21 protein-coding genes are annotated in these 24218 nt (G+C 63.8%); 11 read left to right on the forward strand and 10 right to left on the reverse strand.

What is annotated here, in order from left to right; genetic code table 11:
* Positions 1-269 precede the first annotated feature (269 nt).
* On the reverse strand, positions 270-491 hold the full coding sequence (locus tag VJ162_RS11855) for a hypothetical protein (RefSeq protein ID WP_324664498.1): 222 nt from the start codon (positions 489-491) through the stop codon (positions 270-272).
* A 432-nt stretch (positions 492-923) separates the two neighbouring features.
* Here VJ162_RS11855 and VJ162_RS11860 point away from each other — a divergent pair, with 432 nt between their 5' ends.
* Positions 924-1340, forward strand: a complete 417-nt coding sequence (locus VJ162_RS11860; protein ID WP_324664499.1) for a DoxX family protein — start codon at positions 924-926, stop codon at positions 1338-1340.
* Positions 1341-1731: 391 nt separating this feature from the next.
* Here VJ162_RS11860 and VJ162_RS11865 read toward each other — a convergent pair whose 3' ends face one another.
* Positions 1732-2967: a glycosyltransferase gene (locus VJ162_RS11865; protein ID WP_324664501.1), complete on the reverse strand. Its 1236-nt coding sequence runs from the start codon at positions 2965-2967 to the stop codon at positions 1732-1734.
* Positions 2968-3167: 200 nt separating this feature from the next.
* Entirely contained in the window at positions 3168-3554 is a 387-nt protein-coding gene (locus VJ162_RS18500) for an aldehyde dehydrogenase family protein (RefSeq protein ID WP_407066859.1), read from the reverse strand.
* Between VJ162_RS18500 and VJ162_RS11870 the strand changes: the two genes are divergently transcribed.
* Positions 3509-4771 carry a sensor histidine kinase gene (locus VJ162_RS11870; RefSeq protein ID WP_324664502.1) on the forward strand — a complete coding sequence of 421 codons (1263 nt, stop codon included), beginning with the start codon at positions 3509-3511 and terminating at the stop codon, positions 4769-4771. The two genes, VJ162_RS18500 and VJ162_RS11870, sit on opposite strands and share 46 nt — an antisense overlap.
* Before the next feature lie 196 nt (positions 4772-4967).
* Here VJ162_RS11870 and VJ162_RS11875 read toward each other — a convergent pair whose 3' ends face one another.
* A complete protein-coding gene (locus VJ162_RS11875; protein WP_324664503.1) occupies positions 4968-5858 on the reverse strand; it encodes a PhzF family phenazine biosynthesis protein in 891 nt (296 codons plus the stop codon).
* Between the two features lie 234 nt (positions 5859-6092).
* Here VJ162_RS11875 and VJ162_RS11880 point away from each other — a divergent pair, with 234 nt between their 5' ends.
* Complete coding sequence (locus VJ162_RS11880; protein ID WP_324664504.1) at positions 6093-6509, forward strand: dual specificity protein phosphatase family protein; 417 nt, start codon at positions 6093-6095, stop codon at positions 6507-6509.
* Between the two features lie 209 nt (positions 6510-6718).
* Here the strand turns inward: VJ162_RS11880 and VJ162_RS11885 are convergent, their stop codons facing one another.
* Both VJ162_RS11885 and VJ162_RS11890 read right to left on the reverse strand, forming a co-directional pair.
* On the reverse strand, positions 6719-10180 hold the full coding sequence (locus VJ162_RS11885) for a UvrD-helicase domain-containing protein (protein WP_324664506.1): 3462 nt from the start codon (positions 10178-10180) through the stop codon (positions 6719-6721).
* A gap of 66 nt (positions 10181-10246) precedes the next feature.
* Entirely contained in the window at positions 10247-12343 is a 2097-nt protein-coding gene (locus VJ162_RS11890) for a PD-(D/E)XK nuclease family protein (RefSeq protein WP_324664507.1), read from the reverse strand.
* A gap of 396 nt (positions 12344-12739) precedes the next feature.
* On the opposite strand from VJ162_RS11890, the gene VJ162_RS11895 reads away from it, so the two are divergent.
* Entirely contained in the window at positions 12740-12946 is a 207-nt protein-coding gene (locus VJ162_RS11895) for a hypothetical protein (RefSeq protein WP_324664508.1), read from the forward strand.
* Positions 12947-13243: 297 nt separating this feature from the next.
* Here the strand turns inward: VJ162_RS11895 and VJ162_RS11900 are convergent, their stop codons facing one another.
* Positions 13244-13468, reverse strand: a complete 225-nt coding sequence (locus VJ162_RS11900; protein WP_324664509.1) for a hypothetical protein — start codon at positions 13466-13468, stop codon at positions 13244-13246.
* A gap of 384 nt (positions 13469-13852) precedes the next feature.
* The gene (locus tag VJ162_RS11905; protein WP_324664510.1) at positions 13853-13975 is read right to left on the reverse strand and encodes a hypothetical protein; all 123 of its coding nucleotides are present in this window, start codon (positions 13973-13975) and stop codon (positions 13853-13855) included.
* Between the two features lie 176 nt (positions 13976-14151).
* On the opposite strand from VJ162_RS11905, the gene VJ162_RS11910 reads away from it, so the two are divergent.
* The 4 genes from VJ162_RS11910 to VJ162_RS11925 all read left to right on the forward strand — a co-directional run bounded on the left by VJ162_RS11910 (position 14152) and on the right by VJ162_RS11925 (position 20403).
* Positions 14152-14868, forward strand: coding sequence for a helix-turn-helix domain-containing protein (locus VJ162_RS11910; protein ID WP_324664511.1), 717 nt, complete (start codon positions 14152-14154; stop codon positions 14866-14868).
* Between the two features lie 455 nt (positions 14869-15323).
* The gene (locus tag VJ162_RS11915; RefSeq protein WP_324664512.1) at positions 15324-16460 is read left to right on the forward strand and encodes a HAMP domain-containing sensor histidine kinase; all 1137 of its coding nucleotides are present in this window, start codon (positions 15324-15326) and stop codon (positions 16458-16460) included.
* A gap of 120 nt (positions 16461-16580) precedes the next feature.
* A complete protein-coding gene (locus VJ162_RS11920; protein ID WP_324664513.1) occupies positions 16581-17726 on the forward strand; it encodes an FAD binding domain-containing protein in 1146 nt (381 codons plus the stop codon).
* A gap of 961 nt (positions 17727-18687) precedes the next feature.
* Positions 18688-20403, forward strand: coding sequence for a hypothetical protein (locus VJ162_RS11925; protein WP_324664514.1), 1716 nt, complete (start codon positions 18688-18690; stop codon positions 20401-20403).
* A 116-nt stretch (positions 20404-20519) separates the two neighbouring features.
* On the opposite strand, the gene VJ162_RS11930 is transcribed toward VJ162_RS11925, so the two are convergent.
* Positions 20520-21572, reverse strand: coding sequence for a hypothetical protein (locus tag VJ162_RS11930; RefSeq protein ID WP_324664515.1), 1053 nt, complete (start codon positions 21570-21572; stop codon positions 20520-20522).
* Between the two features lie 594 nt (positions 21573-22166).
* Between VJ162_RS11930 and VJ162_RS11935 the strand changes: the two genes are divergently transcribed.
* From VJ162_RS11935 to VJ162_RS11945, 3 genes are all read left to right on the forward strand, one after another.
* Positions 22167-22352: a hypothetical protein gene (locus tag VJ162_RS11935; RefSeq protein ID WP_324664516.1), complete on the forward strand. Its 186-nt coding sequence runs from the start codon at positions 22167-22169 to the stop codon at positions 22350-22352.
* A gap of 89 nt (positions 22353-22441) precedes the next feature.
* Complete coding sequence (locus VJ162_RS11940) at positions 22442-22846, forward strand: hypothetical protein (protein ID WP_324664517.1); 405 nt, start codon at positions 22442-22444, stop codon at positions 22844-22846.
* 158 nt (positions 22847-23004) lie between these two features.
* Positions 23005-23232, forward strand: a complete 228-nt coding sequence (locus VJ162_RS11945; RefSeq protein WP_324664519.1) for a hypothetical protein — start codon at positions 23005-23007, stop codon at positions 23230-23232.
* Positions 23233-23390: 158 nt separating this feature from the next.
* Here VJ162_RS11945 and VJ162_RS11950 read toward each other — a convergent pair whose 3' ends face one another.
* Positions 23391-24179 (reverse strand): CbiX/SirB N-terminal domain-containing protein, encoded by a 789-nt coding sequence (locus VJ162_RS11950; RefSeq protein WP_324664521.1) that lies wholly within the window; start codon positions 24177-24179, stop codon positions 23391-23393.
* Positions 24180-24218: the final 39 nt, after the last annotated feature.

Below are 24218 nucleotides of genomic sequence, written 5' to 3' on the forward strand. Positions count from 1 at the left end.
GGGGAACAGGGGGGAGAAAAACCTGTGGGAGCCTGTCAGTCTTCGGCGGGGTGGGCGTCTCGGCCCTGTCGTAGCGACCGAGACACACAGTGTGGCCAGGAGCCTGGGGAGGGTGTCGGTTACACGCCACTGATAGCCGTTCCAGCAGCCGTGATGCCGCCGCCACCCGGCTCAAACTCGCTCGGGACACGAGGCCGTCGCGTCGGCCACACGACGGCTCACGGCCGAGTCTCACTCGTCGCTCCGGCGCGTGGCTCCCGTAGCAGTGCCTACTCCGGCTCGTCGTCCTGCAGTTGCTCGACCTGTGCTTCCAGGCGACCGATTTTCCGCTCGATTCGGTCCAGCCGTTCGCTTACACTCCCGCCCGAGCGGATCCGGAGGAGAAAGTAGCTGAGACCGCCCAGAAACCCGACGAGAACCAGGAGGTTGAGCCCGAGGGCGAGGACGAGTAGTATCAGCTCGGGACCAGCGGGAACTTGGAGGGGGACCATCGCTCGCAGCAACGCAGAGAGTCAGCATATCCTTTGGGGAATACTCGGAACAAGAGACGTGAACTGGGTGGCAGGGTCCCGCACGGCGGTCCAGATGCGGATAAAAAGTGGCTGTTTGGCGGCGTTTGAATGACAGTATCTCGACAGGCCTTTTGTGAGCCGTCCCTCGCCCGTGGACGGTGTGACCGAAAAAGCACGGTGGCGCCGGAACACGTCGCAGTCGGTCAGTACCGACCACCGGAGGGGATTTTGGGCGCTAATTGCCATAACAAATACACCCAGTAGCACCGGTGATATGTGGTTGCTCAGATGTCGCCAAATGCATACAAGAGAGCCCGAATTACAGAGACTCGCTATGTCACTGTACGATCTACGTTCGCATTCGATTGGTAACTGCCGCGCAGCTGTGTCTGCTCCGGGGGTCGGTGTCTAATGGCGGTCACCGGAACCGAAGGGCTGGTCCTGCTAGTTGGACGAGTCCTGTTCGGCGGGGTCATCGCGTTCACCGGGTTCAACCACTTCCTGCAGACGGAGGAGATGACGGGGTACGCGGAGTACAAAGGCCTGCCAGCGCCGAAGGCAGGTGTCTTACTCTCCGGCCTGTTGCTCATCCTGGGCGGCGTCGGTATCGTTCTCGGTGTGTTGCCGGTGCCCCTCGCGGTCCTGATCGCCGGCTTCCTCGTTGTCTCCGCGCTCATCTTCCACGATTTCTGGGCCGCTCCGGAGGAGGACCAGCAGACCGAGATGACGCAGTTCCTGAAAAACATCGCGCTGGCCGGTGGGGCGCTCGTCGTCGCCGCCATCGGACCACAGAGCTGGGCATACAGTCTCGGTCTGGGGCTGTTCTGAGCGCCGGAGACCCGAACTAACCCCGGAACACGACCGCCTCTGTACCCGTTTCAGGCGGTCGCTCCGCGGCTCGAACTCGATGTTCTGGCCGGGCCGTGCACGGACTCGTCGACGAACCCACAGCGTCGGCGACTGGCACACCGCCCACCGCCGGACCTCGTATACCGTCGCGTCCGAGCGCCCGGTGTCTCCGGACCACGTCCCAGTCGCCCAGTTGCACCGCCCCGGTCACCGCGTCGACGGCAGCAGTCGGCAGGGCCGAAGTCCGTGTACTGTCTCACAGTGAGGCGCCCTCCCTGCGGTCGAGGTGCGAGAAACGGAACTTCCACAGCGGCGAAGACGTGTCTCCCCAGACTGACGATACCCAACGCCCTGTGACAGCAGATGAGAACTAGTCGTCGTCGCTGAAAATCCCGCGTTCGAACTCCTCATCGGACTCACGGAGGAGCCGCCCAGTCCCCTCGTGCTCGGCAAGCGTCCCCTCGTCGAGCTTGTTAGCCCGCTCTACAACGTCAGCGGTGACCTTTTGAGTCACTTCGAAATTCTCGACTGGGCTCACGACTCCCCAGAGTGCGCCGGCCGAGTGGAGGACAACTGCCAGCGGCGTGAGAAGGAGGAACACGGGCCACAGAACCGGATGTTTCCGATAGGCGATCACGCCAAAGAACATGTAGACGAACAGAATCCCCAGGAGTGCGGTTGAGAGCAGGGAATACAGTCCGATTCCGGGGGCTGTCCCGGGTAACAGATACGATGCGATAGCCAGCAACGGCACGAACGGTGAGAACGCCCACGCTATTACCCGGGTGAAATAGAGTGGGCGGTACAGTGGCGGTAGCAAGTAATCGTCACCGACGGTCCCGGACATCCACCGGCGCCGCTGTTTGATCATCGCTTTCAGTGACGGTGGGGCTTGGTTTCGAAACCGAGCATCGACCAACTGGTAGGTCAGATCGCGTTTTCGCGCTGCCCGCCAGATCAGATTTGTGTCTTCTGTGATCGTGGCTACGTCCCAGCCGATCTCTTGTTCGATCTCGCGGCGGATGGCGAACCCCCCGCCCCACGCGTACAGGGGATATGAGAGGCGGTGGAACCCGAGCTGTTCGAATTGGTAACCCGTACGGAATACTTCACAGAGGTACGTGAGCCGTGAGCCAGTGTAGATCGGTTTCTCCGTGAACTGGATGAAATCAGCATCCGGAAGGCCAGTAAGCTCTGTAACAAGCGTATCTTCGTCCAGATACAGAAGGTATTCCGCATCGGCATCGACGTTTCTCCGTGCCCACTCGACGGCCCGACCTTTGTTGGTCGCGTTACAGTCGAATTCATCGGGGACGACGTGGACCCGAGCACCATCGATATTGATGTTGGCTTCGGCGATAACACGTACGTCAGTGATACCGTCGGGCAGTGCGTCGACTGTCTGTTGGACGACAGGCTCAGCGTCAAGCGTCAGTACGCGGACTTGGATATCATCGAGCCCCCAGACGTCCCCAGTGTTCCGTTCCCAGCCACGTGAGAGCACAGCCACCTCGATGAGCCACCACAGCGACGAGAAACCATAGACGAGTAGTGCAGCCCACAAGAACACGGCCAACAGCCCTTGTAGCGACACCAGATCGGTCACAGACCGCAATTGTCGCATGATGTATTAAGCACATGGTAATCAACCGGCGAGTACAGGCCGTCGCCGAGGAAGCCGATTTCTTGGGTCAGGGACTTCGCAAACGTCGTGCAGTAACGACCTACCCGAGACAGAGCGTCGATACATCGGGAGAGCCACGCTCTCCCGTGCAAGGAGAGACAGGTGTCACGGGCCCTGCGAACTCACCGCCGCCACTGGGGTAACTGCCGCTGTGCATTCGCGAGAGCAGTTACGACGCGCGTATACAGCGCATCCGGGACGCCGGGCACAGACCCCAGTGGGCCGACGCGTGAGGTTGCAACCGTTTTCGGCTCCGTATATCGTAGCAGTCCTTCCGGCCCGTGGCGTCGCTCGATACCCGATTGTCCCACACCGCCCATCGGCGCGTCGTAGGCCGCCCAGCCGGCGAAATGCGAGTCATTGATACAGACGGTCCCGCAGTCCAACTGGCCGGCCAGCGCTTTCGCACGCCCGGTGTCACCCGACCAGACACTCCCGGTTAGCCCGTATGCGGAACTGTTGGATGACCGCGGACGTATGCGTGACCGTGAGAAAACTGGGTTCGAGATCTGCCACTGCTTATCTGCTGGCCCCCGTGTTCGCGATGTCCCGTTACCTCTTTGCTCGCGAAGTGGTTACTGTATGCGTAGCCTACATGTCAAACTCGTCTCTGTCAGCTGATCGAGCACGCCACAAGCTCTATGCGGTTATGAAAACGGACCGCTCGTTCGAGGAGAAAGCCGAGCAAGCTCTCTCTATCGGCAAACAATACCTGGGTGTCGAGAACGGACACGTGACCAAAATCGGTCAGGAGAGTGACTACTGGCGGGCTATCGCGAGCACTGATGGTGCTGATGGACAATTTCCGACCGGTCTCAGATTAGACCTGCAGGAGACCTACTGTCGACGAACTGCAGCGACGGATCAACCCGTCGCTCTCCACGACGCACAGCGACAAGGCTGGGCAGATGACCCCGCTTTCGAAACCCACGGACTGCACTGCTATCACGGGACCACGATCACCGTCGGTGAGCAAGCCTACGGGACCGTCTGTTTCGTCTCGACAGAACCGCGTGAAAAACCGTTCTCCGACGATGAGACGATGTTTGCCGAACTCATCGGACGGATGTTGGAACACGAGTTACAGCGAGAGCGAACGGCTACGAAGATAGAGCACTTAGACCGGTTTGCCGGTGTCGTCTCCCACGAACTCCGCAATCCGCTGAACGTCGCTCAAGGCCGTGTGGATATCGAGCGGGGAAATCGTGATAGCGAGCATCTGGCGGTCGCTGCAGACGCGCTTGCCCGGATGGAAACGCTGATCACGGATGTGCTCACGATGGCGAGACAGGGCCACGATATCGAAGCGACCGAAACCGTCTCGTTGGCGGCGATCGCCGAGGAGTGTTGGCAGTCGGTCCAGACCGACAGTGCTACCCTCGAGATAGCGGACGATCTTCGTTTCAAAGCGGCTCCCGATCGTAGCAAACGCTGCTTCGAGAATCTCTTTCGCAACGCCGTTGAGCACGGCGGCGATGCGGTGTCTGTCCGCGCCGGCCCACTCGAGAACACCGACGGGTTCTATATCGAGGATGACGGCCCGGGTATTCCTGACCCGGAGCGAGCACAGGTCTTCGAGACCGGCTACTCGACGGACGACGACGGAGTCGGACTCGGTCTTGCAATTGTCAGCGACGTTGTAGCCGCGCATGGCTGGAGTCTTTCAGTCGGAGAAAGCACTTCAGGGGGCGCTCGGTTCGAGATCTCTGACGTCGTGGTCGTGTAGAGCGGCCACTTGCGACGTTACGGAGCCACTGCTGTCTGTCGTCTCGGACGCCCCACACTAACAGTTGTCGTGAATACGGTTTTTATGAATCCAACTGGCTGAAACGACCGGTCAGTGGGCGTGGGAACTGACGGCTGTGGTTCCTTCGAGTTGCAGATGATGTCCGACAAACCGCGATGAATACAGGGAAAAGAGCTTATTCGCCCACTAACTCTCCGGTTGCAACAGAGATGACTTCGCCTCCAACATGTACACTCATATCCTCAACTGTACGATCTGCCTGGAGGTGAAGCAGCGAGGGTCGCCCCATCTCGTATCCTTGCTCAACTCGAACATCAATGGCGGGGGTATCGAGATATTCGTACTTGGCGAGGTATCCTGCGAGACAGCCATTGGCACTGCCTGTTGCGGGGTCTTCCGGAACACCATGGTAATGTGCGAACACCCGGGCAGCGAGGTGGTTTGTACTGTCTCGCGGCTCGGGACAGAATGCGAGAATGAGTTTCGCATCGTGGCCCGCGACGAACCCGGCATATGCCTCCCGATCAACCGAAATACGTTCCACTGCGTCACGACTCTTGAGGGGAACAATCACCGTTGGGAGTCCCGTCGAGACGGCCTGAACGGGGAACTCCTGATGTACCGCGTCTGACTCAAGCCCCAGAACAGTTGCTACCTGCTCATGACCGAACTCCTGTCCGAAGTCGGGCTGGTTTTGTTTCATCCAGAGTGTCTCAGCCTCCCCAGTCGAGTCGACTGTCACCGGAATCTGCCCGGCCTTGAGATTCAGTGTAACTCTATCAGAGGCGCCCGTAGCGATATGCTCTCGAAGGATATGCGCCGTGCCAAGCGTTGGATGCCCCGCGAACGGGACTTCTTCTTCCGGTGTGAAGATGCGAACAGCATATCCCCCATCGACGGGGGTGGAAGATTCGATGAATGTGGTTTCGGAATAGTCGAACTCCCGAGCGATCTGTTGCATTTGCTCTGTCGACAGTGAGTCGCCCCCTTCAACGACAGCCAGTTGATTTCCGGCATATCGTCTCTCAGCAAACACATCAACGATATGGAACGTGTTTCCTGTCATTCAGCCACGTTTAGTGGAGGTCCGAAGTAAGGCCTTTGAGTGCCGGCGTCCGCGACAGCGCAAACACGTTGAGCTTGATGGCAAGCAGTATTTTCGCCAGTGCTGCCACGGTGGTGTCAGCCGTCCCAGACGTTTCGGTCGCCCACGGCGCCAGTCGTTCGACGGTCCAGAGACGAGTCAGGCACAGTGATATGCGATCCCGGTCTCTATGTAGTTCCCGCCGACAGCGTCTGTATGGACGAGGTCACAGACGGCATCTTCGTCGGGACGGAAGCAGACGCGGGTGCGGAGTCACGACTGCGGACACACGGTATCGACGTCGTCGTCTCGCTCACACACAGCAAGCCGGAGACGGGCGGGGTCAGCCGCGTCGACGTGCCCATGACGGATGGGCCCCAGAACAGCTACCGGGCGTTTACCGAGGCTGTGCGGACAGTGCTCGACCGCCGAGACGCCGGTCACTGCGTCCTGATACACTGTGCCGCCGGCTCCTCTCGCAGTCCCTCCGTCGCCGCCGCTGTGATAACACACCTCACAGACGACACGCTGAACCAGGCGTTCAATCAGGTCCTCGACCGGCGCCCGGAAACGGATCCCCACGACGCGCTGGTCCGCCAGGCCGCCAGAGTGGCCGGCCACGACCGGGAGTGAGCGCGAGTCCGGGATGCGTACCGTTACGCTCAGGCGCCGGCGGTGCGGACCGAGCGACCCCGCCCTGTCACCACACCGGGTCCGCGACCGCCCTCGCGCATCGCTGGTCGTGGCTGGCCGGCCACGGGGATGTCGCCAAACCAACCGCGGCAAAACACAGCGTGGCGGGGTCGCCGACCCGGGAGTAGCGCGTCCGCGAGCGGTTCGGGTCAACGCGACCGAAGCCGGTCCAGTTGCTCGCGGATATCGGTCTCCGAGAGCGTCAGCTGTCGAGTCCGGTATTCGGTCCCGAGGTACGTGAGCGCCCCGGAGACGGGTGGGTTCGCGTCTTCGGGCAGTTGTCGTTCGAGCGCCCAGAGATAGAGTGTGACCTGTCGTTCGTGTCGACACCGGAGCGTCTCGCCCGCCTCGGTGAGTGCGATCTTCAGCTCGTCGACGTGCCACGTGCCATCGGGAGCGACGGAGACGACGTCGACGTGGTTGTGTGCTTCTATCCTGAGTCCCGCCACGTCGGCGACTGCATCCACTGGCTCCTCGATAAACCGGGCCGTACTCGCCCGTAGTCGGGCCCACGTCGCTGTCTCTGCAAACTGCGGACAGACCGTGTTGCCCACGAACTCGCGGACGGTCGCTCGCTCGGTCGGGCCGGCGTCGGCGGCGTGGTCGGCAACGCTGTCGGCCAGGACTTGTTCCAGTGGCCCCGAACACGCACGGAGGTCTTCCGTATCGATGTCCAGACTGATGGCCGCGGTCAGTACGTCGTGTGCGATTGTCCCGACGGCGTCCGGGCCGACAGCGTCGAACGGGAGGGCCAGTGCCGGGTCGGGCTCCGGCCGCTCGGTGTGCAGCGCTCGGCCTTGCAGATACGGGAGCCAGTGGCGGTCGAACGCCGTCTGCAGCGGCGCGAGAGCGCTTCCGCTGACGAACCGGGGTGTCCGCCGGGTCCGGACGGGTGCCGGCTGCGACGCAGCCCGCGGTGTCGGCGGGGCGGACGTCGAGACGGTCGGCGGATCGAACGGCACGTCGTTGACACCAATAGGGAGACTCGCGTCCCCGTCGGGTCGGGAAACGGGGCAGTCGTAGCTGCCGCGGGAGGGCGCCCGCTCCAGTTCGAGTGCCTGCTGGAGCGAGCCCAGCCAGCTGTTCCGTGGCGCCTGCGGACCGTCGGCCCGTTCGCGTGGGAGCGACAGCACGAGGTGGTCCTGTGCACGCGTTAGTGCGACATAGAGCAGCCGCCAGCGGTCGGCGCGGTGAGCGGCACTGACAGCGCGAAGCGACGGCGCGCCGGCCAGCTGGCCGTCGACCCAGCGGTTCGTTGCCCACCGGAGCGGGCTCGCCGAGCGCTGATACCCCGCATCGCCGTCGTAGACCTGGACCCGCGACAGCGTCGTCGGTGGCGCCAGAGCGAGCGTGTCACCGTGTGCCACGAACGTGTCGCCGTGTGGCCCGTATGCCCCGACGGGATTGCTCAGGTCCGCCAGACAGACCACGCTGGCCTCGTCCCCCTTCATGTTGTGGATGGTACGGAAGACGACGTCATGGTCCGCCGTGCCCGTCACCGGGACCGTGGGACCGTCGGCCGGGTTGTGACGGTACTGCCTGCAGACGGCGGCCAGGTCGCTGATGCTGTAGCGGTCGTCGCCCTCCCACTCGCCGACGCGGTCGACGAGCGCGTCGACGATGGCGAGACAGCGCTCGGCGTCGTCGACGTGGCCGAAGGGGTCAGTGCGCAGTTCGAGCGTCTCGACGATGTCGTCTATGACGAGCGTTCCGGGGTCACTGGCGTGGCGGGCCCGCCGGGCTGCAAGCTCCCGGAGGCCGCGGACGAACGACGAGACTGGCGGCGTGAACGAGCCGCCATCCGCTGCCGCCTCGATCCGGTAGTCGTGGGCCGCGAACACCGCCTTTGCAGACTGCTCGACCGCGCTCGCTTCGGGCGGCGCCGCTCGGAGAAACTCACAGGCGTCGTGGTCGAGCAGGGTCCGGGTCCGGTCGGGGTCGAACGGGTCGACGAGCCAGTCGACGACCGCACAGACGAGCCCGACCAGCGGCGCTTCGAAGAGCCGTTGACTGGCATTGGCCACGGTGAGGCCACGCTCCTGTAGGGCTGTCGCGAGCGTGTCCATGTTCGTTCGCCGCGAGAACAGGACCGTTACCGTGTCACAGTCGTCGGTACCCCCGAAGGCGTCGGTCGCGATGGCGCTGTGGAGGTAGGTGGCGAGGGCCTCGGACTCGCCGGTGTCGAACCACGACTCGCTCCCGGGGACGCCGTTGGCGCGATAGGCCGCCACGTGAACCGACGGTTCCGCGACGGGGTCCCGGTCCGGCGTCACGAGCCGGTAGTCAGCCTCCGCTGTCCCGTCGGCACCGCGCTGGGTGTCGGTGAACACGTCGGCAAACAGCGTGTCGACGGCGGCGGTGATGTCGGGGCGCATACGATAGGTTCTGGTCGCGCGTTCGCTCTTGTGGACGGTCCAGTCCCTACCGAAGTACCGCCCGGTGGCGAACGCCCTGGTAAACAGGTCCGGCCGAGCGTTCCGCCACGCGTAGATACACTGGTCGGTGTCGCCCGCGAGGAGCACCCGCGCGTCGTCCGGAACGAGTTCCGCGAGGGCGTCGTGCTGGACGACGGAGACGTCCTGGGCTTCGTCGACGACGAGCGTCTGGAACTGTGTTGCGTGGCGCCGCCGGGCGCGCTCGCGGACGCGCTCGTCGACATCGGGGAGCGTGTCGGGCAGGCTGTGACTGGTGTCGAAGAACTCGGCGATCCAGTAGGCGACATCGCCGTGTGAGAGGACCCCGCGGGACCGGCAGGCGCGGTCGTACGCACGCTCGTAGGCGGCGACGAGCGAGGCGAACGCGTCGACACACTCGCGCCACCGGTCGTGACACTCCGTGTCCCGACGGACCGTCACAGCGGCGGACTCCGACGGGGCGAACTGTCCCGCTGCCGCGTCGTCGTAGAACCGGCTGATGTCTGCCCGGATATCGGCGACCGTGTCCGGTGGCCCCTCGGGGTAGACATCGTCGACCGTGCCGGTCAGTCGGTCGCGGAAGGCCGCATCCGTGAGCCGCCGGTCACGCTTTGCCCGCCGTCCCGACTCCAGGAGGGCGTCGACGTCCGGCTGGTCGCCGTCCCCGTAGGCCGCTTCGAGGGTCGCAAACAGCTCGGCACACCCGGGCTCTGTCCGCAACTCGGCGAGACAGTCACGGCGGAGCGACGCGAGCAACGCCTCGTTGCCGACCGTCGGCATGTCGTCGAACCCGAGGGCACCGGCGATGTCGTCGAACACTGACCGGAGGACGCTGTCGATAGTGCCGATGGACTCCGACTGCCGGAGTCGGTGCGTGAGTCTCGACGCCGTTGCACTGTCGATGGTACACGCCGTCGACTGTTCGTCGTCAGCAAACAGCTCCAGCACCGCCTCTATCCCGGGCCCGATACCTGCGGCGTCGTCGCGGGCGAACGAGACGACGGCGAGTTGCTCTTCCGGACACGGTCGTCCGGTGCGCTCGGCCACACAGAGGGACTCCGCGGCGATGTGTTCTGCCGTCGTCGACTTCCCGAAGCCGGCCGTACAGTCGAGGACGAACAGGCCGCTGTCGTGGTCGAAGAAGTGTTCTCGCATGCGTGCCTGCACCCCGTCGAGTTGCGCCACGGGGTCAGACACAGCTGTCACCGCCCGGCACGCCGCTTTCGGGCCGAAATCGCGCTGAGCGTCGGTTTCGCCGGTGGCTCATCGGCGTTCACCAGCGTTCGCATTCGTGGCGGCCGTCACACCGGACAGCGGGGCCGGTACGGCGCCCTGCACACTTCGGAGCCGTTGCTGGGCGTCGGCCGACAGCGGCGTCGGGTCGACGGTATCGAGCAGCGGGGAGCGCTGGTACTGCACGCCCTCGACGTCTTCGCGGTACCGGGTCACGACGAGATGTTCGGCGGCGGTGTGGACCGCGTCCGCGAAGTGGTCGTACTCCCTGGCCTCGGTCCAGGCGCCCCGGACGCCGAGTTGCCGGGCCGGCTGGGAGTGGCCATCGACGACAGCGGTTCGAAACGTCGACGGGAACGCGCCGTGTGGGCGCTGGGGCCACGTCCCGTCGACGAGTCCGAGCGCGACGACGTACGGATACGACCGGAGCCAGGTGTCCGTCGCGTCGAGGACGTCGATTCGCTCGGCGTTCCCGTGCTCCCGCCGGCCGGGACGGACCGTCGCAATCGCGTCGAGGACCGCGCTAACCTCCGCCCACGAACGGCCGATGTGGCCACGTTCGAGCCAGTCAGCGTATTTCGCCCGCGTCTCGCGAAGCAGATGTTCGGTCCCCGCCTCACCCGCGACCCGCTCGACCGCGCGGGCCGTACGCGACGCGTCGCTGTAGCTTTGGTCGTCGTCTGCGACCCGTTCCGGGAGGACGTTGCGGTCGAACGCGTCGACTATGGGCTCAAGCACCGTGACAACGTCGTCGGGACCTGGAGCAGCCGGCTGGTCGCGACACCAGTTCAGGAACGCCACGACGTGGGCCCGCGACTGGTCGGCGAGCGTCCCGTCCGCCGCGACCGTCTTGAGCCACCCCTCGGGGGACTGCGGGTCGGTGGTATCGAACCGCCGTCGGAGCACGCTCAGCGCTGCCGCCGAGAGCGGCGCCTCGATCGCCCCGAAGGGGGGCGTCCACTGCAGCGCCAGCGGGCGAAGGAGCTGCCTACTGTCGAGTGACTCGTCGCCGAGCGCCGTACAGACAGCGACCACGAGCCGGTAGGGGAGCGTGCGTTTGAGTTCGAGCTGCGACCAGACCGAGAGGTGACGGCCGTAGACGGACATGGCCCGCGACAGCGGCCGTTCGTACTCGTCGGCGTCGCGAGCCACGAGGGCGATATCAGTGGCCGTGTGGCCGCTGTCGAGGATGCTATCGACCAGTGCGGCGACCGCCCGGCACTCTTCGTGTTTCGTCGCCGCGGGGATCTCTGTGACGGGACAGCCCGGTGAGAGCGCCTTCCGCTGGTGACGGGACACTGGGGACGGGTCGTCCCCACTGCGCTGGACGCCCACCCGGCGGTCCAGACGGCTGCGGATTCCGGGTCCGGTACCGGCCCGGAGAAAGAGTGTGACGTCCACGTCGGTCGTCGTCGTGAGCGCGTCGAGAAACCCCAGTAGCGGCGTCCCGAGCGTACTGATGCCGCCGACGGCGAGGCGTTCGATGCGGGGATAGGTGCGTTCCCACGCGCCACCGTCCGTCTCCCGGAGGGCCGCTGTCGCGGTATCGAGGAGCGCCCCGTCGGAGACAACCCCGTCAGTTCGTGCCCGGAGCTCGGTATCGAGCGTCTGGAGCCCGGACAGGAGCGCGTGCGTGTCTTCCCGGGCGACTGGCGAGAGGTCGTCGGCGACGGACGCGACGGCGTCGAGGCGAGCGGTCTCGAACCCCGTCATGAGGCGCAGTTCCTGGCGCGCAACCTCGATCTGCTCGACGGCTGCGTGGAGGTCCGTCCCGAAGACGGGTTGCAGCTCGGCGTAGCTGTCGGGGTCGTCGCGGAGTATCGCTTGCTGAGCGCGTCTGCGGTCGAGTTTGTCCAGCACACTCGGCGCGGTGCCGGTCCGGGTCTGGACGATGTCCGCTGCCACGTCGCTGGGAGCGCGAAGTGACAGGGACGAGCGCGGCCGGCCTTCGGCCGCGAGTGCGACCTTCAGGTTCCGTTTGTGCAGTTGCGTCGGCGCCAGCACGATAGTGGTCGCGTGTTCGGCTCGCGTGGCCAGACGCAGTAGCTCTCCCTGCTCGTCGATGTAGACGTTCCCCACCCCATGTGTTGTCTGGTGGGGGCGCTGCGAGGTGGTCTGTTCGCCCACGTCTGCTGAGAGAGGGGTACATCGGGGACACCTAAAGCCCATCGCCACGGACTGAAACTGAAACGGCACAGGAGCGACCCGGGGCCAGTCGTTGGGAGCCAGTGTCTGAGCCGGGCGCCGATGCTACCGCAGATGGCCTGTGCGGTGTCGCTTTCGACGGGAGTCCAACTGGCGGTGGACAGCGAGAACGCGTCGCCGCCGGTGCGAGGATATACCGCGACGGGCCGACGGCGCGAGTCGACACGGGCGTGCCAAGCGCCGGTCAGAGTCCGGACAACTGCTGTGTGCTGTCCCAAAGCAGTGCCGCTGGCCTGGCGAGCCCGGGGAAAGGCTCAAATCGCGTTTTGAGTTTTAGTTGTTTGTTTAACTATTCCCCCGAATATCTCTCTGAGAACGATGAACGCGGTTCAGATACTCTATCCATACGTTCTGGCTGCGCTAAACATAGCGGTCGCCTGGCTGTCCTACGTCCTGTTGACGCCGGACTTTGCCGTCCCGTTTCTCGCTATCGGTCTGCTCGTCTTCGTCGCTGTCGTCGGACAGACGGCGGCTCGGTACATCTCCGGCCGAACACGAGCGTCGCGACGGCGTGAAACGTCCTGATACGGGCCGCTGGGCAGCGAAGTCCCGCCTGGCGTCCAGTTCGCCCCCGGGAGGCCGTGGTCGACCGTCGCAACTTCGGCATGGGTGCAGTGACTCGCCCGTTGCTCGGCCGACGCTGATCGAACCCCGCCGCGCCGATGGACACAATACGAACTCGGCGACCGGCCCATGTGCGCCCCGAAGCCGAGGTCCGGACCGGAACCATCGCGGGCGACTCCCGACCCGTGCAGTCGTGCGACCGCGGACGGTCGTCCGGTGCCGGTCAGTTCGGGAGCGCCCCAGGTCCGGCGACGCCGGTCAGTTCGGCCCCCGGTCCGACAGCATCGAGTGCTCCCGGCCGAGGCCGATCGCAAACAGCAGTATCGCGCTCGGCACGAGCAGGAGCGCCCCGAGCGCGGTGACCATGTCGTCGGTTCGCAGTCCGTACACGATAGCGGTCGTGGCGATACCGGCCGTAAACAGCCCGGGGAGACAGATCCGACAGCCGAGGAGGCGGCGTTTCACCGTGTCGGAAAGCGACATACACAGTATGTCGGCATAGAGCGGATTGGATACTGGGTTGTCAGCAGACAACGGGGGGACAGCCGGCCACCGCTGACGGTGCGCCTCGCAGGACCGCTCTGCGGACGCGGCGGCGTCCGGACGGTCCGTCCTGTACGGGTGGGGACCCTGTGGTGCCTGATTGCACCTCGGTAGTACTCATGCCGGTTCGTCTGAACCGACCCGACAGAGTTGAACGCTACCATGGCACAGGACAACTCGAAACTGTTTCGGCCGCCCACGGCACCGAGCGCCGTCGCCGCGGGTCGGACCATGCGTTGATCGGACGTACCGTCTCTGCCGTCGAGCAGCCACAGCTGGCGCGGGGAGATCACTCGGCTACGTCGGACAACCCGTTCGACGCAGTTACCAGGCCGCAGCGAACGTAAGCAGGTCGATACCGAGGATGAAAAGGACGACGAGCAACGCGACAGCGATAACTGCTTTGACGAACCACGGGAGCGAGCCGTCAGTGCTTGAATTGCTCATTACTAATGTATTCTCCCCGGATACCCTGAACGCTTCGTTGACCAGCGACAACCGTCCGACCCTCGCCACGACGCCGCGCCGGTAAGCCCGGTATCCCGCCGTCGGGTCGCCACGACCGGCAGTGCCACAGGCGCGAACCGAAATTAACTGTACGACCGATACGCAACTCCGTACAGATGCGGGAATTCGTCTTCGAGGTCCGGTACGAAGCCGCCGCCGACGAGCTGATGGATCTGTTCATCGAGACACCGGAAGCCCGTTCGACGACGTTCCTCTGTTCGATGGGGAACGCACAGCTCTGGCGGTTAGACCGAATAATGGGTCCCTCTTCAGCGGTCGAGGAGGCGACAGCGTTGCTGACTGGGTCGGAGTACAACCAGCTGAGCGTCAGCGGCCGTGCCTGCGGTGGGCGCCACTACAGTGACATACTGGAGGACGGCCCACATCGCAGTCTCGTGTACAGCTATTTCGAAGATCTCGTCCACTGCGACTCGATACCGACGATTACGAACCGGTATATAAACGGGGCACTGCTGTTCGAGATAATCCGTCAGGAAAACACCGAGCGCTGGCGAATTCTCATGGAAGACGACAAGAAGGTGGGAATGCTTTACGACACGCTTGGGGGCGTGCTCCGGGACGGGCTCTCCTTTCACTTCGACCGCGTCAGCGACGCGTCAGGTCCACTGCTGGCGCTTTTCGACTCGGTCTCTATCCGACCCGAACAACGCCGTGTGCTCGAACTGGCGGCGGAAAGGGGGTATTACGAAACACCGCGCCAGACGACGCTCGACGAGCTCGCTACGGAGCTTGACTGGCCGCGCTCGACGGTCTCGTACAGGCTACGCAAGGCGGAGGCGGCGCTCGTCGACGGGTTCATGTCCGTCAATTGACCCACAGACCTCACTCGGCGCGTTCGCGGGGACAACTGTGCAGGTCGGGCCGCTGGTAGCGTCGGCGCCACATCTGACTCCGGAACCGATGCCGCCGGGAAACGCTAGGACTGCGGCCCGGTGTGACGACCGGCGTCCCGCCGTTCCCGTTCGGTTACACACAGAGCGTCCCAACAGACCGAACAGCGGGGGTCGTCACTGCCTCTCGACGGCACCACGCTGAGCGGGCGGCGGTCACGGCCGGTTGCCAGCGTGACTCTGTCCCCACCCGCGGGGAGTCCGTTATCGGCAGCCAGTACTACACCAGTCCCGCGTTTCTCCGACGGCGTTTCCGCGACGAACACCGTCATAGAGACGGGACACACAACGGGTGCGCTCAGTCCGGGAAGCAGCAAATTATCAAATTTTGATATTGACTGTGCTGTTATTTATATCGTTGTGACATATAGCAAAATGTGATCTACAAGTACTTACGCGGCCTCTGGTCCTCGAACTCAGCTCCAAGGGCCGTTATCTCATTATCATCTCTAATATTATTCTGGACAACAATAGAACTGGTTTATCTGTCTCTGTCTGACGTGTCGGCGCTGACTGACCCGAGATATCTGATCGGGGTTCTCACAATTGTGCCGTCCTGTCTCGGAATGATCTATGGGTCTCACTGGTTGCGGGAAAGTGAGATCTCCGCGGACCACCACCCTCGAATCAGGAAATACTGGCTGGTTGGTGGGATTGGGTTCCTCGTGTTCAATGCTGGTCTTATGCTGTTTTTTCCGACCGAATCTGTCTGGATAGTTTTGAACTGGACGCGGTGGGCACTCACGTTCGGTTTAGTCATCGGTCTAATCGTCGGCGTTGCACAGACACGCGCAGTGACCAGCAGGCTTGCGGCGGAACGGGAGTCGCTTCGAGCGGAACACATGGAAAAGCAGCGTAACTTGATCGATCAGATGAACGGGCTCCTGCGCCACGAGGTGCTCAACTCCACGCAGGTTATCACCGGCAATGCGTCGTCGCTGATGGATTCGGACGGGCCCGTTGACCCGACAGACGAGCGGATCGAACGCATCCACAGGCAGGGAAATGAGTTAACGAGAGTGATTCAGGAGGTACGTGTCTTACTGAGTACTATCGAGGACGGCCGAGAGCTGGAGCCGATCGACCTCACAAACGTCGTTGAAACGCAGGTGCACAAGATCAGAGACCAGTATCCGGGCGTCGACGTTGACCTGCACTGCCAGGGGGAGATACACGTTCAAGCCGACGAGTTGCTGGGGCGTGCTTTCAGTAATATCTTCAGAAACGCGGTCGAACACAACGACACGGCATCGTTGCAGATAACGGTCGAGATAACGCGTGTTGACCAGTCTGTAACCGTCACAGTAGAAGATAATGGCGGTGGGATTCCGGAGTACAAGCTACCGACGCTCTTCGATCGCCCGCAGGTCGGCGATCACGGGTTGGGCATCTATCTGGTCAAAGAGCTCACAAACAGCTACGACGGGACCATCGAGCTGTTACAGACGGGGGAGGAAGGGACCGTATTCCAGTTTCGGTTTCCGACCGCAGAACCGCCCTCACAGGGGGTGTAAAGAGTTCAAAGCGGCTGTCGAACCCATGGGTGGTAAAATCCGGTGGCGCTGGTGATGAGTTTACGGCCGCTGGTAGATGGGAAGCCCGCAGGCTTTCAACGTCCGCAACCAAAGGGACCTGTGTCACACGAGCGCGCCGAACAGTCACCGACTGAACTCGATGTTCTCATTTCCGGCGGGTCGATGGGTGGACTCGCTACCGGAATCGCGTTAGCTGACCTGGGTCACTCACCGACGATCTACGAGCGGTCGACGGGGGAACTGAAAAGCCGTGGCGGTGGTATCGTCGCCCAGCAGAATATTCGACGGTTTCTCACCCAGCATACGTCCGTCCAGCCCGAGTCGATTACGACGAGTTCGAGCGAGCGGCGGTATCTCACCGCGTCGGGCGGTCTCGAACGGTCGGTGTCCGAGGAGATGGTGTTTACCTCCTGGGATGCCCTCTACCGACAGCTTCGGGATGCCGTCCCCGCGGAGCGCTACCGGATGGGCGAGGAGGTAGTCGGCGTCACCACCGAGTCGGCGACCGCCGCGTTCGAAGATGGCCGCGAACGGAGCGCAGACCTGCTTATCGTGGCCGAGGGAGGGCAGTCCTCGACCCGTAACCAGCTGTTTCCGGGCACAGCACCGTCGTTTGCTGACTACGTCGCCTGGCGTGGGGTCATCCCGGAGTCTTCGCTCCCGAGTGCCGTCCGCGACGAGTTCGATGAGACGTTCACCTTCTATCAGGGGACAGACCAGCTCGTTCTCGCCTATTTCATTCCGGGCCCGGACGGCAGTACAACACCGGGCGAGCGGCGCCTCAACTGGGTCTGGTACGACACAGTCAACGGCGACGACCGACGGGACATCTTCACCGACACAACGGGCACAGAACGACGCGTTACCGTCCCCCCGGGCCGGCTCCGTGACCCGATACGCGCCAGCCAGCGCGAACGGGCGGCGGCACTACCGCCGGTCTTCGAGACAGTCGTGGCCGAGACGCCGGAGTTGTTCGTCCAGGCGATCTACGACCTTAGCGTCCCCGAGATGGTCGTTGATCGCGTCTGTCTGCTCGGCGATAGCGCGTTCGTTGCCCGCCCGCACACAGCAGCGGGGACCGCAAAGGCCGTCGGCGACGCAGTCACTCTGGCCGGGGCGCTCTCCGACCACGAATCGGTAGACCAGGCGCTCACATCGTGGAATCAAACCCGCCGGGCGTATGGTACCCGGCTCGTTTCCAGAGGCAAGCGGATGGGTGACGAACGGCTACATCTGGGCTCCTGAACTGGCAGCGCGGAAGGACACGGTGGCACAGCTCCCGTGGCAAAACAGCGGTTTCACCGCCTCGGCCGGCCGTCGTATCACGAGCGGCTCGGAGGCCGCCGACAGTGAGCAGCCGGTTGAGCCGCTATCGAGCGAATCCCGGTCCGTGGCTACAGTGTTCCTTATTCGAACACGTACGCCGAGTCTCTGTTCTTGCCGTTTGGGTCCGCGTCGGCGCAAGCGCCGACGGGGGAGTGCTCCCGTCGTCCGACACCACCACCAGCCGCCCGAACTCGTCGTGGCTGTCGCCGTCGGTAGCGGCGAGCTTGGCAGCCCGCCCGACACTCGCAGTACCCTCGGTGGGGGGCGTCGTTGCGCTGGGCGTTGTCCTCGCTGTGGGCGGCCCTGCGCGCAGATACAGGACCGAAGCGGACACCCGGACGTTCTGCGCAACGGCCTGTGTAACCCGCTCACCGAGTGTCGCTGTCGGCTCCCGACAGGCGGGAGTGGATATTTCGACCCTGAGCGAGTCGAAATTCCCCAGCTGGCTCGGCAACGAACGCCGCATCGGCTGTGGTTACCGGTGACGTACCCCCGTTTCGCGTTCTATCGATTGATAATTTTGGCGTGAGGTTTATACCAGATTATTCTACATATAGTAAACATAACATCAGATGAGCCTTGACAATCATGTGCCTCCGGATAAAGCGTGCGACAATCTGCCCCCCATAGCGGGGTCGGAGAGAGACGCCGGTCACCACGCATATCAACAATGACATCAGTGCAATCAAACCGAGCGATACGAGCCGTATCGTTGTCGCTGCTGCTGGTACTGTCCGTTACAGCTGCGACGGTTTCCCTCTCGACAGGGGCCGCTGCGGCCGCGAATCAGGGGAGCCTGGACACGGATGAACCAGCCGTAGGACCAGACGAAGTTATCACCGTGACGGGGACGCTCGACGGTTCCGAGGATACCTCAAATGTGGCGTTCGAGTTCGAAGACTCGGACGGTAACCGTGATATCGTGGTCAGAAATGTCGGTACGAATGAAGGAGATTTCAGTGTCGATATCGATCTTGGAAATCTGGGCACGGAACTGGCCGCGGGCGAGGTGACCGTTCGGGCGGACCAGGGGGCCGGCTTCGTCGAGGCCGAGGCGACGACCACGTTCGAAGTCGATACGGATTCCCCGACCGTCGAGGTGACCGGGCCGTCTAGCGCCGAGCAGACGGCGGCACCCACGATTACCGGGACGGTCTCGGACCAGACCATCGACTCGGACATCGGCTCCGTCTCCGTCGCCATCCGAAACAGCGACGACAAGTACTACGACGGTTCGAGCTGGTCCCCGGACCGGCAATGGCTGACCGCGGATGTCTCTGACGACGGGACCTGGAGCTACGATACGTCCTCGCTCGACATCCCCGACGACGCTTATACCGTCTACGTGAAGGCGACGGACGGTGTCGGTAACACCCACTCGTACTTCGACGGCCCGGGTAGCTCGTCGCTGCAGGTCAGTTACACGCTTGACACCGAAACGCCGAGCGTTTCGAACCCCGGAGCCGCCGCCGTCGGGGACGGGGACAAGACCGTCCAGCCGGGCGACTCCGTCCGGGTGACCGCGGATGTCTCCGACAGTCCCGCCGGCGTCGACACCGTCACCGCGGACGCCTCGGACCTAGGTGGTCCGACTTCGCTGGAGCTAACCGAGGAATCGGACGGCACGTACGCCGGGTCGTTCACCATCTCCGACCCGGAGGTCGGTGACGGGCCGGTAACCCTCCCGGTCACAGCGACCGACACCCACGGACAGACCAGCGATCCGGTCGACACTCCGGCGCTCACGCTGGAGACGACAATCGCCTCAGTCGAGCAGCTCACGCTCCACCAGAACGTCGTCGGGACTGTCGCGGACCAGAACAGCTCCATCAGGGTGACCGCGTCGGGTGTCCGCGACGAGCAGGGGAACCTTGTCGCCGGGGGGTCGGCAAAGAGTGAGACGGCCACGCTGGTCGTCGGGTCGACGCAGTACGAGGTGACCGTGACCGACGGAGCGGTCGATGCCCGTATCGACCCCACGCAGATACCGGACGGCACGGATACCGGGACCGTCACGGTCGAACTGGCCGAAGCAGACGACAGTTCGGCGACGGACTCGGTCCGCCTCATGCACGAGGTCCGTGACCTCGATTCGGGCTACCAGATCGTCGGCACCCCTATGGACGCGGAGACGGTCGTCACGCAGTACACGGACAGTGAACTCACCTACGAGCCGACGAATTCGAGCTGGATCGGAGCGGACATGAACCAGGCCGGTTCGACGTACTACGTGAGCGGTATCAACGACTCGGCCCGGATCGGCTACGTCTTCAGCGACGACGCGGAGAGCCACACCCGACAGCTCCACGAGGGGTACAACCTCGTCACGCCCACCATCGACCTGAACGACGGGTCGAGTATCACGTTCAGTAGCGAGCTCGGGTCGATATCTCTCGTGTCCATGGACCAACTCTACAGGCCCGAGTCTGGCCAGGGGACGACCGCTCCGGAGAACCTCACGTTCGCGACGCTGTCGTCGGACGATGACATCTCGTCCTACCAGGGGTACTACGTCTACGTCGAAGCCGGCGAGAAATGGGGCGTTATAACCGACGAGAGCTACGCGCCGGCCGAGGGGAGCCACACTCCGGCCTAGGGAGCTAATCCCCACGTCGGACTCACGCCCGCTCTCCCGGAAGACGGTGTACAGCCGTACCACAGGCCGCTCGGTTCCAGAGTTACTTTTTCAACATAGAACGGGCGATGGCCGGTTCAGTAGCCGTAGTAGATTGCCAGTGCTTTGAGTACGCCGTAGATGAGCGCAATCGGGAGAGCGACGTACAGCGCTATCGTCCGGAGCAGTCCCCAGGGGATCAGCCCGCCTCCGCCGCCGTTCCCGACGGTCACGGTCCCAGCCGTCTTCGGGCCGACGCTGAGTTGCACCACGCCGGTCTCGTTCGCCCGGTATCTGAACTGCATCTGTTCCGTCTCGCCCGGCGCAATCGTGTAGTCGGCGTCCGACACCGCGGTCCCGTTGGCGTATAGCTTCACCGACCCGTTGGCGCTGCCGGTACCCTCGTTCCGTAGCGTCGCGTTCACCAGCACGACGCCACCGACCGGGGCTTCGGTCCGATTGACCGTCGCCCCGGTCACCGAGACGTCGGGCGAGCCACTGACAGTCGGGAGCGGGGTCGACGGTCGCGTTCGGTCGTCGGAAGTCGAGCCGTCCGCCGTCGTCGAGCGTGTCGCTCCCTCGGTTGCCGTCGCCGTTGCCGTCGTCGCCGTCGCGGTCCCCGTCGTCGCCGTCGCAGTCCCCGTCGCCGTCCCCGTCGTGGTGGGGGTGGCAGTCGACGTGGCCGTAGTCGTCGCAGTCGATTCCGAGGTCGGCGTCGATGTCGAGTCCGACGTCGGCGTCGGCGTGAACGTCTGTGTCGGACTGGTGTCGTCGAAAGCGCCGTCCGGGAACGTCAGGTCCAGCTCCTCGACTTCCGCGGTTGGGTTCGGGTCCGTCTGGCGCGCCTGTGTACCGTTGGCGTCCCCTACGTGAAACGTAACCTCCGAGTCGATATCGCTGCTCACGCGGAGCTTCTCACCCGACCGGCTGCCGTATTGGCCGTCCGAGCCGACAGTAATCGCGTCCTGTCGCTCGCCGTTTGCCACGGCGACGATCGTCGTTCCCTGGGGCGCGACCCGCTCGCTGGTTTCCGCGACTCCGTAGTAGGAGTTTGGGGGAAGCGGCTGGCCGACCGCAAGAGCCGCTACCGTCAGAAGGACACCGACCGCGCCGAACACCGTCACCAACTGTCGAGCTTTGTCTCGGTCCATCTCTCTCACCGGTAGTGGGTGCGAACAACAGTCATATGCATTCCAATTCAGGCTCGATATGGGACGGATTTGACAGGGATCCGTATAGAGTTACTGCTATGCAGGACACACAGGGGAGCTGTGGCGGAGCGGTCACGGGAACACGCGGGGAGTCCCTGTGGGGGCGTCACCAGACAGGACGACTGGTGCTGTCGGCCGTGCCGGCCACCGGGCGACCCGGTCGCTTCCAGCCGGGTCGCCCGGTGCAGTGGCATCGGCGTTACTGGGATACTTTTCCGTCCCTGGGCCCGAAATCCGCTGCCGTACACAAGCTGTCAGAGGCACCGCACTCGGCTGGCGTCTCACGCCGGCCTCCGGCGCGGCCTGTCCCCCCAGAAGGCTCATAACTGGACAGCGCCGCGTCTCAGTCGGGAACTGGTACTCACCACCGGTCGACATCGGTGTCTGCCATCTGTGGAACCCGTTCCCTGTGTGTTCCGACTGATTCGGTCGCGCCCGTACCACTGATTTTGCCTGCCTCCGACGGCGTCCGGACAGTTCGTTCCCGTTCTGCAGGGGGTACATTTTTTATCCGACCGGGGGGACGTGTTCCCGATGGACGAAACGACCATGCGGGCGCTGAAGCTGGTCGCGCTGGTGGGTGTCGCGGGCGTGTTTCTGGCCGTCGGTCTGTGGGTGTATCTCGGCCCCGGTCTCATACTCGGCCTCGCCGGCCCGATGTTCGGTCTCGTACTGCTCCTCTATGTCACCAACGACCTGTACGCGACGTTCATCGGCTGAGACCGCGTTCCTGTCCGACGCTGCGATCCCGGCTGCGCCGTGTTGGTATGGCCGTTGAATGCCTATGTCCCATTAATATTCAGTGTACAATGTCAACCATTTCTGAGTCGGACCGAGACACCGACGCGAGCTACGAGATACGAGCCGACCGAACCGAGAACACGCTGTATCTGGATTTCGCCGGGTCACTCACGGCCGAAACGATGCGGACCGCTGCCGACGAGACCGTCGAGGCGGCGGAACGGCTCGATGACGGGTTCGGAATCATCAACGACATCTCGGAGTTCACGCCGCCGTCGCCCGAGGCCGCCAAACCCATCCAGGAGGCACAGGCCACGCTAAAGGAACTGGGCGTCGGCGACGTGGTCCGCGTCGTCGCCGATGAGACGAGTGCCGTCACGGAGAACGCCTTCCAGCGCCGGTCACGCGAGGCCGGCTACGGGGGCAAGACCGCGACAACGATGAGCGAAGCCGAGCGGAAACTGGAGTCGTGAGCGGGGGTCCGGGCGACCTCCGCAGAGGGTCGTCGAATCGACCCACGACCGGGCCGTTCGCTCCGACACCAGCAGATACTCCCCAGTCCGGACCGCTTTGTTGCCACCTATAAATATAAGGTGCTGACACTATCCGTTCGGACGACTAACAGGTGGGTATGGATGGACAGACAATGGCGGAGTCACTCTCGGACCAGGAACTCGCACAGCGAGTCGTCGAAGTGGAGAACCGACTCGACTGTCTCGAAACGACTCTGGCGTCAGTCGCCGACGAAATAGACGGCCTCTCGCTTTCCAGCCCGTGTGGTAAATGCGAGAAGTCGCTGTTGCTCATCAAGGACGGAACCCTGTACTGCCCGTACTGCGGTAACGGCGATCCGCTGTAACAGACATCTGTAACGGGTATCTGTAACGCTTGCCAGGAAAGTCGCGGTGACAACGGGGGCCGACCGGACACACAGGGAGTGGCGCTTCCGTCCCCGGAACAGGTCGCTACCGGGAAAGCAAGACGGTAGTAACGCGGCTCGGTCGGCTCACGGCCGGCTCAGTACGGCGACCGGCCGTCGCCGTCGGTCGCTACCGGTCGCCGGGTCGCCGTCAGCGCCGCCTCGAAGGAGGTGACCGATTCGGACGCCCCGTCCAGGGCGCGCTGTTTCTCTATCTCGCCCGCGATGGCGTCGGTGACGCCGGGGTGGTCGAGGAGCGGGTCCGCGTAGGTGATGCCGCCGCGGTCGAGTTCGAGCGCCTCGGGAATCCGGCGCTCGGTCGCCTCGCTCCGGCCGAGAAACAGCGGAACGGCGACGGCGGCGCTGGTCGGGACGTTGTAGCGAGCGCACTCTACGGCCGGGTTCTGGAGGAGATAGCAGGTGACCACCGCGCCGTAGTCGGACTGGGCGTCCAGCCGGCTCGCGTGGTAGTCGGTCGTCTGGCGCTGGTAGGGGTCGGAGCTGCTGCCAAAGCTCACCAGGACGACCGACGCGTCCTCGTCGGGCTCGACTTCGGTGCCGGCCCGCTGTGCCAGTACGTCCGTTATCGCCGGGCTCTGGCCGGGCGGCTCGCAGTAGTTGACAGTGCCCGGGACGGCCGAGAGCGCGGCCGGAATCTCTGTCGTCGTGTCCCGCGTGTGGGCGGCGACCATCGGGACGACGTACACTGTCTCGGCCGTCAGCGACTCCAGCCGGGGGGTGAGCTCGCGTACCGGCTCGTCCTCGTAGGTCGCCACCGCGACGCCGTCGACATCGGTGCGGTCGCGCAGTCGCGCCGCGTGTGTCTCCAGCAGGTCCTCGGTCCCGACCGCGTCGCGACCAACGAGGAGTATCGATTCGGTCGTCATGCCGTTGTCGCGTTGTACAAGTGCATTTGTTTTACCCCA

The organism is Haloarcula sediminis, assembly GCF_035656455.1.
GTDB lineage: Archaea > Halobacteriota > Halobacteria > Halobacteriales > Haloarculaceae > Haloarcula > Haloarcula sediminis.

Bases quoted from the DNA above. Each gene is read 5' to 3' on its own strand.
- VJ162_RS11855 (WP_324664498.1), bottom strand. From the start codon at position 491: ATGGTCCCCCTCCAAGTTCCCGCTGGTCCCGAGCTGATACTACTCGTC.
- VJ162_RS11860 (WP_324664499.1), top strand. From the start codon at position 924: ATGGCGGTCACCGGAACCGAAGGGCTGGTCCTGCTAGTTGGACGAGTC.
- VJ162_RS11870 (WP_324664502.1), top strand. From the start codon at position 3,509: ATGACCGCGGACGTATGCGTGACCGTGAGAAAACTGGGTTCGAGATCT.
- VJ162_RS11875 (WP_324664503.1), bottom strand. From the start codon at position 5,858: ATGACAGGAAACACGTTCCATATCGTTGATGTGTTTGCTGAGAGACGA.
- VJ162_RS11880 (WP_324664504.1), top strand. From the start codon at position 6,093: ATGGACGAGGTCACAGACGGCATCTTCGTCGGGACGGAAGCAGACGCG.
- VJ162_RS11895 (WP_324664508.1), top strand. From the start codon at position 12,740: ATGAACGCGGTTCAGATACTCTATCCATACGTTCTGGCTGCGCTAAAC.
- VJ162_RS11900 (WP_324664509.1), bottom strand. From the start codon at position 13,468: ATGTCGCTTTCCGACACGGTGAAACGCCGCCTCCTCGGCTGTCGGATC.
- VJ162_RS11905 (WP_324664510.1), bottom strand. From the start codon at position 13,975: ATGAGCAATTCAAGCACTGACGGCTCGCTCCCGTGGTTCGTCAAAGCA.
- VJ162_RS11910 (WP_324664511.1), top strand. From the start codon at position 14,152: ATGCGGGAATTCGTCTTCGAGGTCCGGTACGAAGCCGCCGCCGACGAG.
- VJ162_RS11930 (WP_324664515.1), bottom strand. From the start codon at position 21,572: ATGGACCGAGACAAAGCTCGACAGTTGGTGACGGTGTTCGGCGCGGTC.
- VJ162_RS11935 (WP_324664516.1), top strand. From the start codon at position 22,167: ATGGACGAAACGACCATGCGGGCGCTGAAGCTGGTCGCGCTGGTGGGT.
- VJ162_RS11940 (WP_324664517.1), top strand. From the start codon at position 22,442: ATGTCAACCATTTCTGAGTCGGACCGAGACACCGACGCGAGCTACGAG.
- VJ162_RS11945 (WP_324664519.1), top strand. From the start codon at position 23,005: ATGGATGGACAGACAATGGCGGAGTCACTCTCGGACCAGGAACTCGCA.
- VJ162_RS11950 (WP_324664521.1), bottom strand. From the start codon at position 24,179: ATGACGACCGAATCGATACTCCTCGTTGGTCGCGACGCGGTCGGGACC.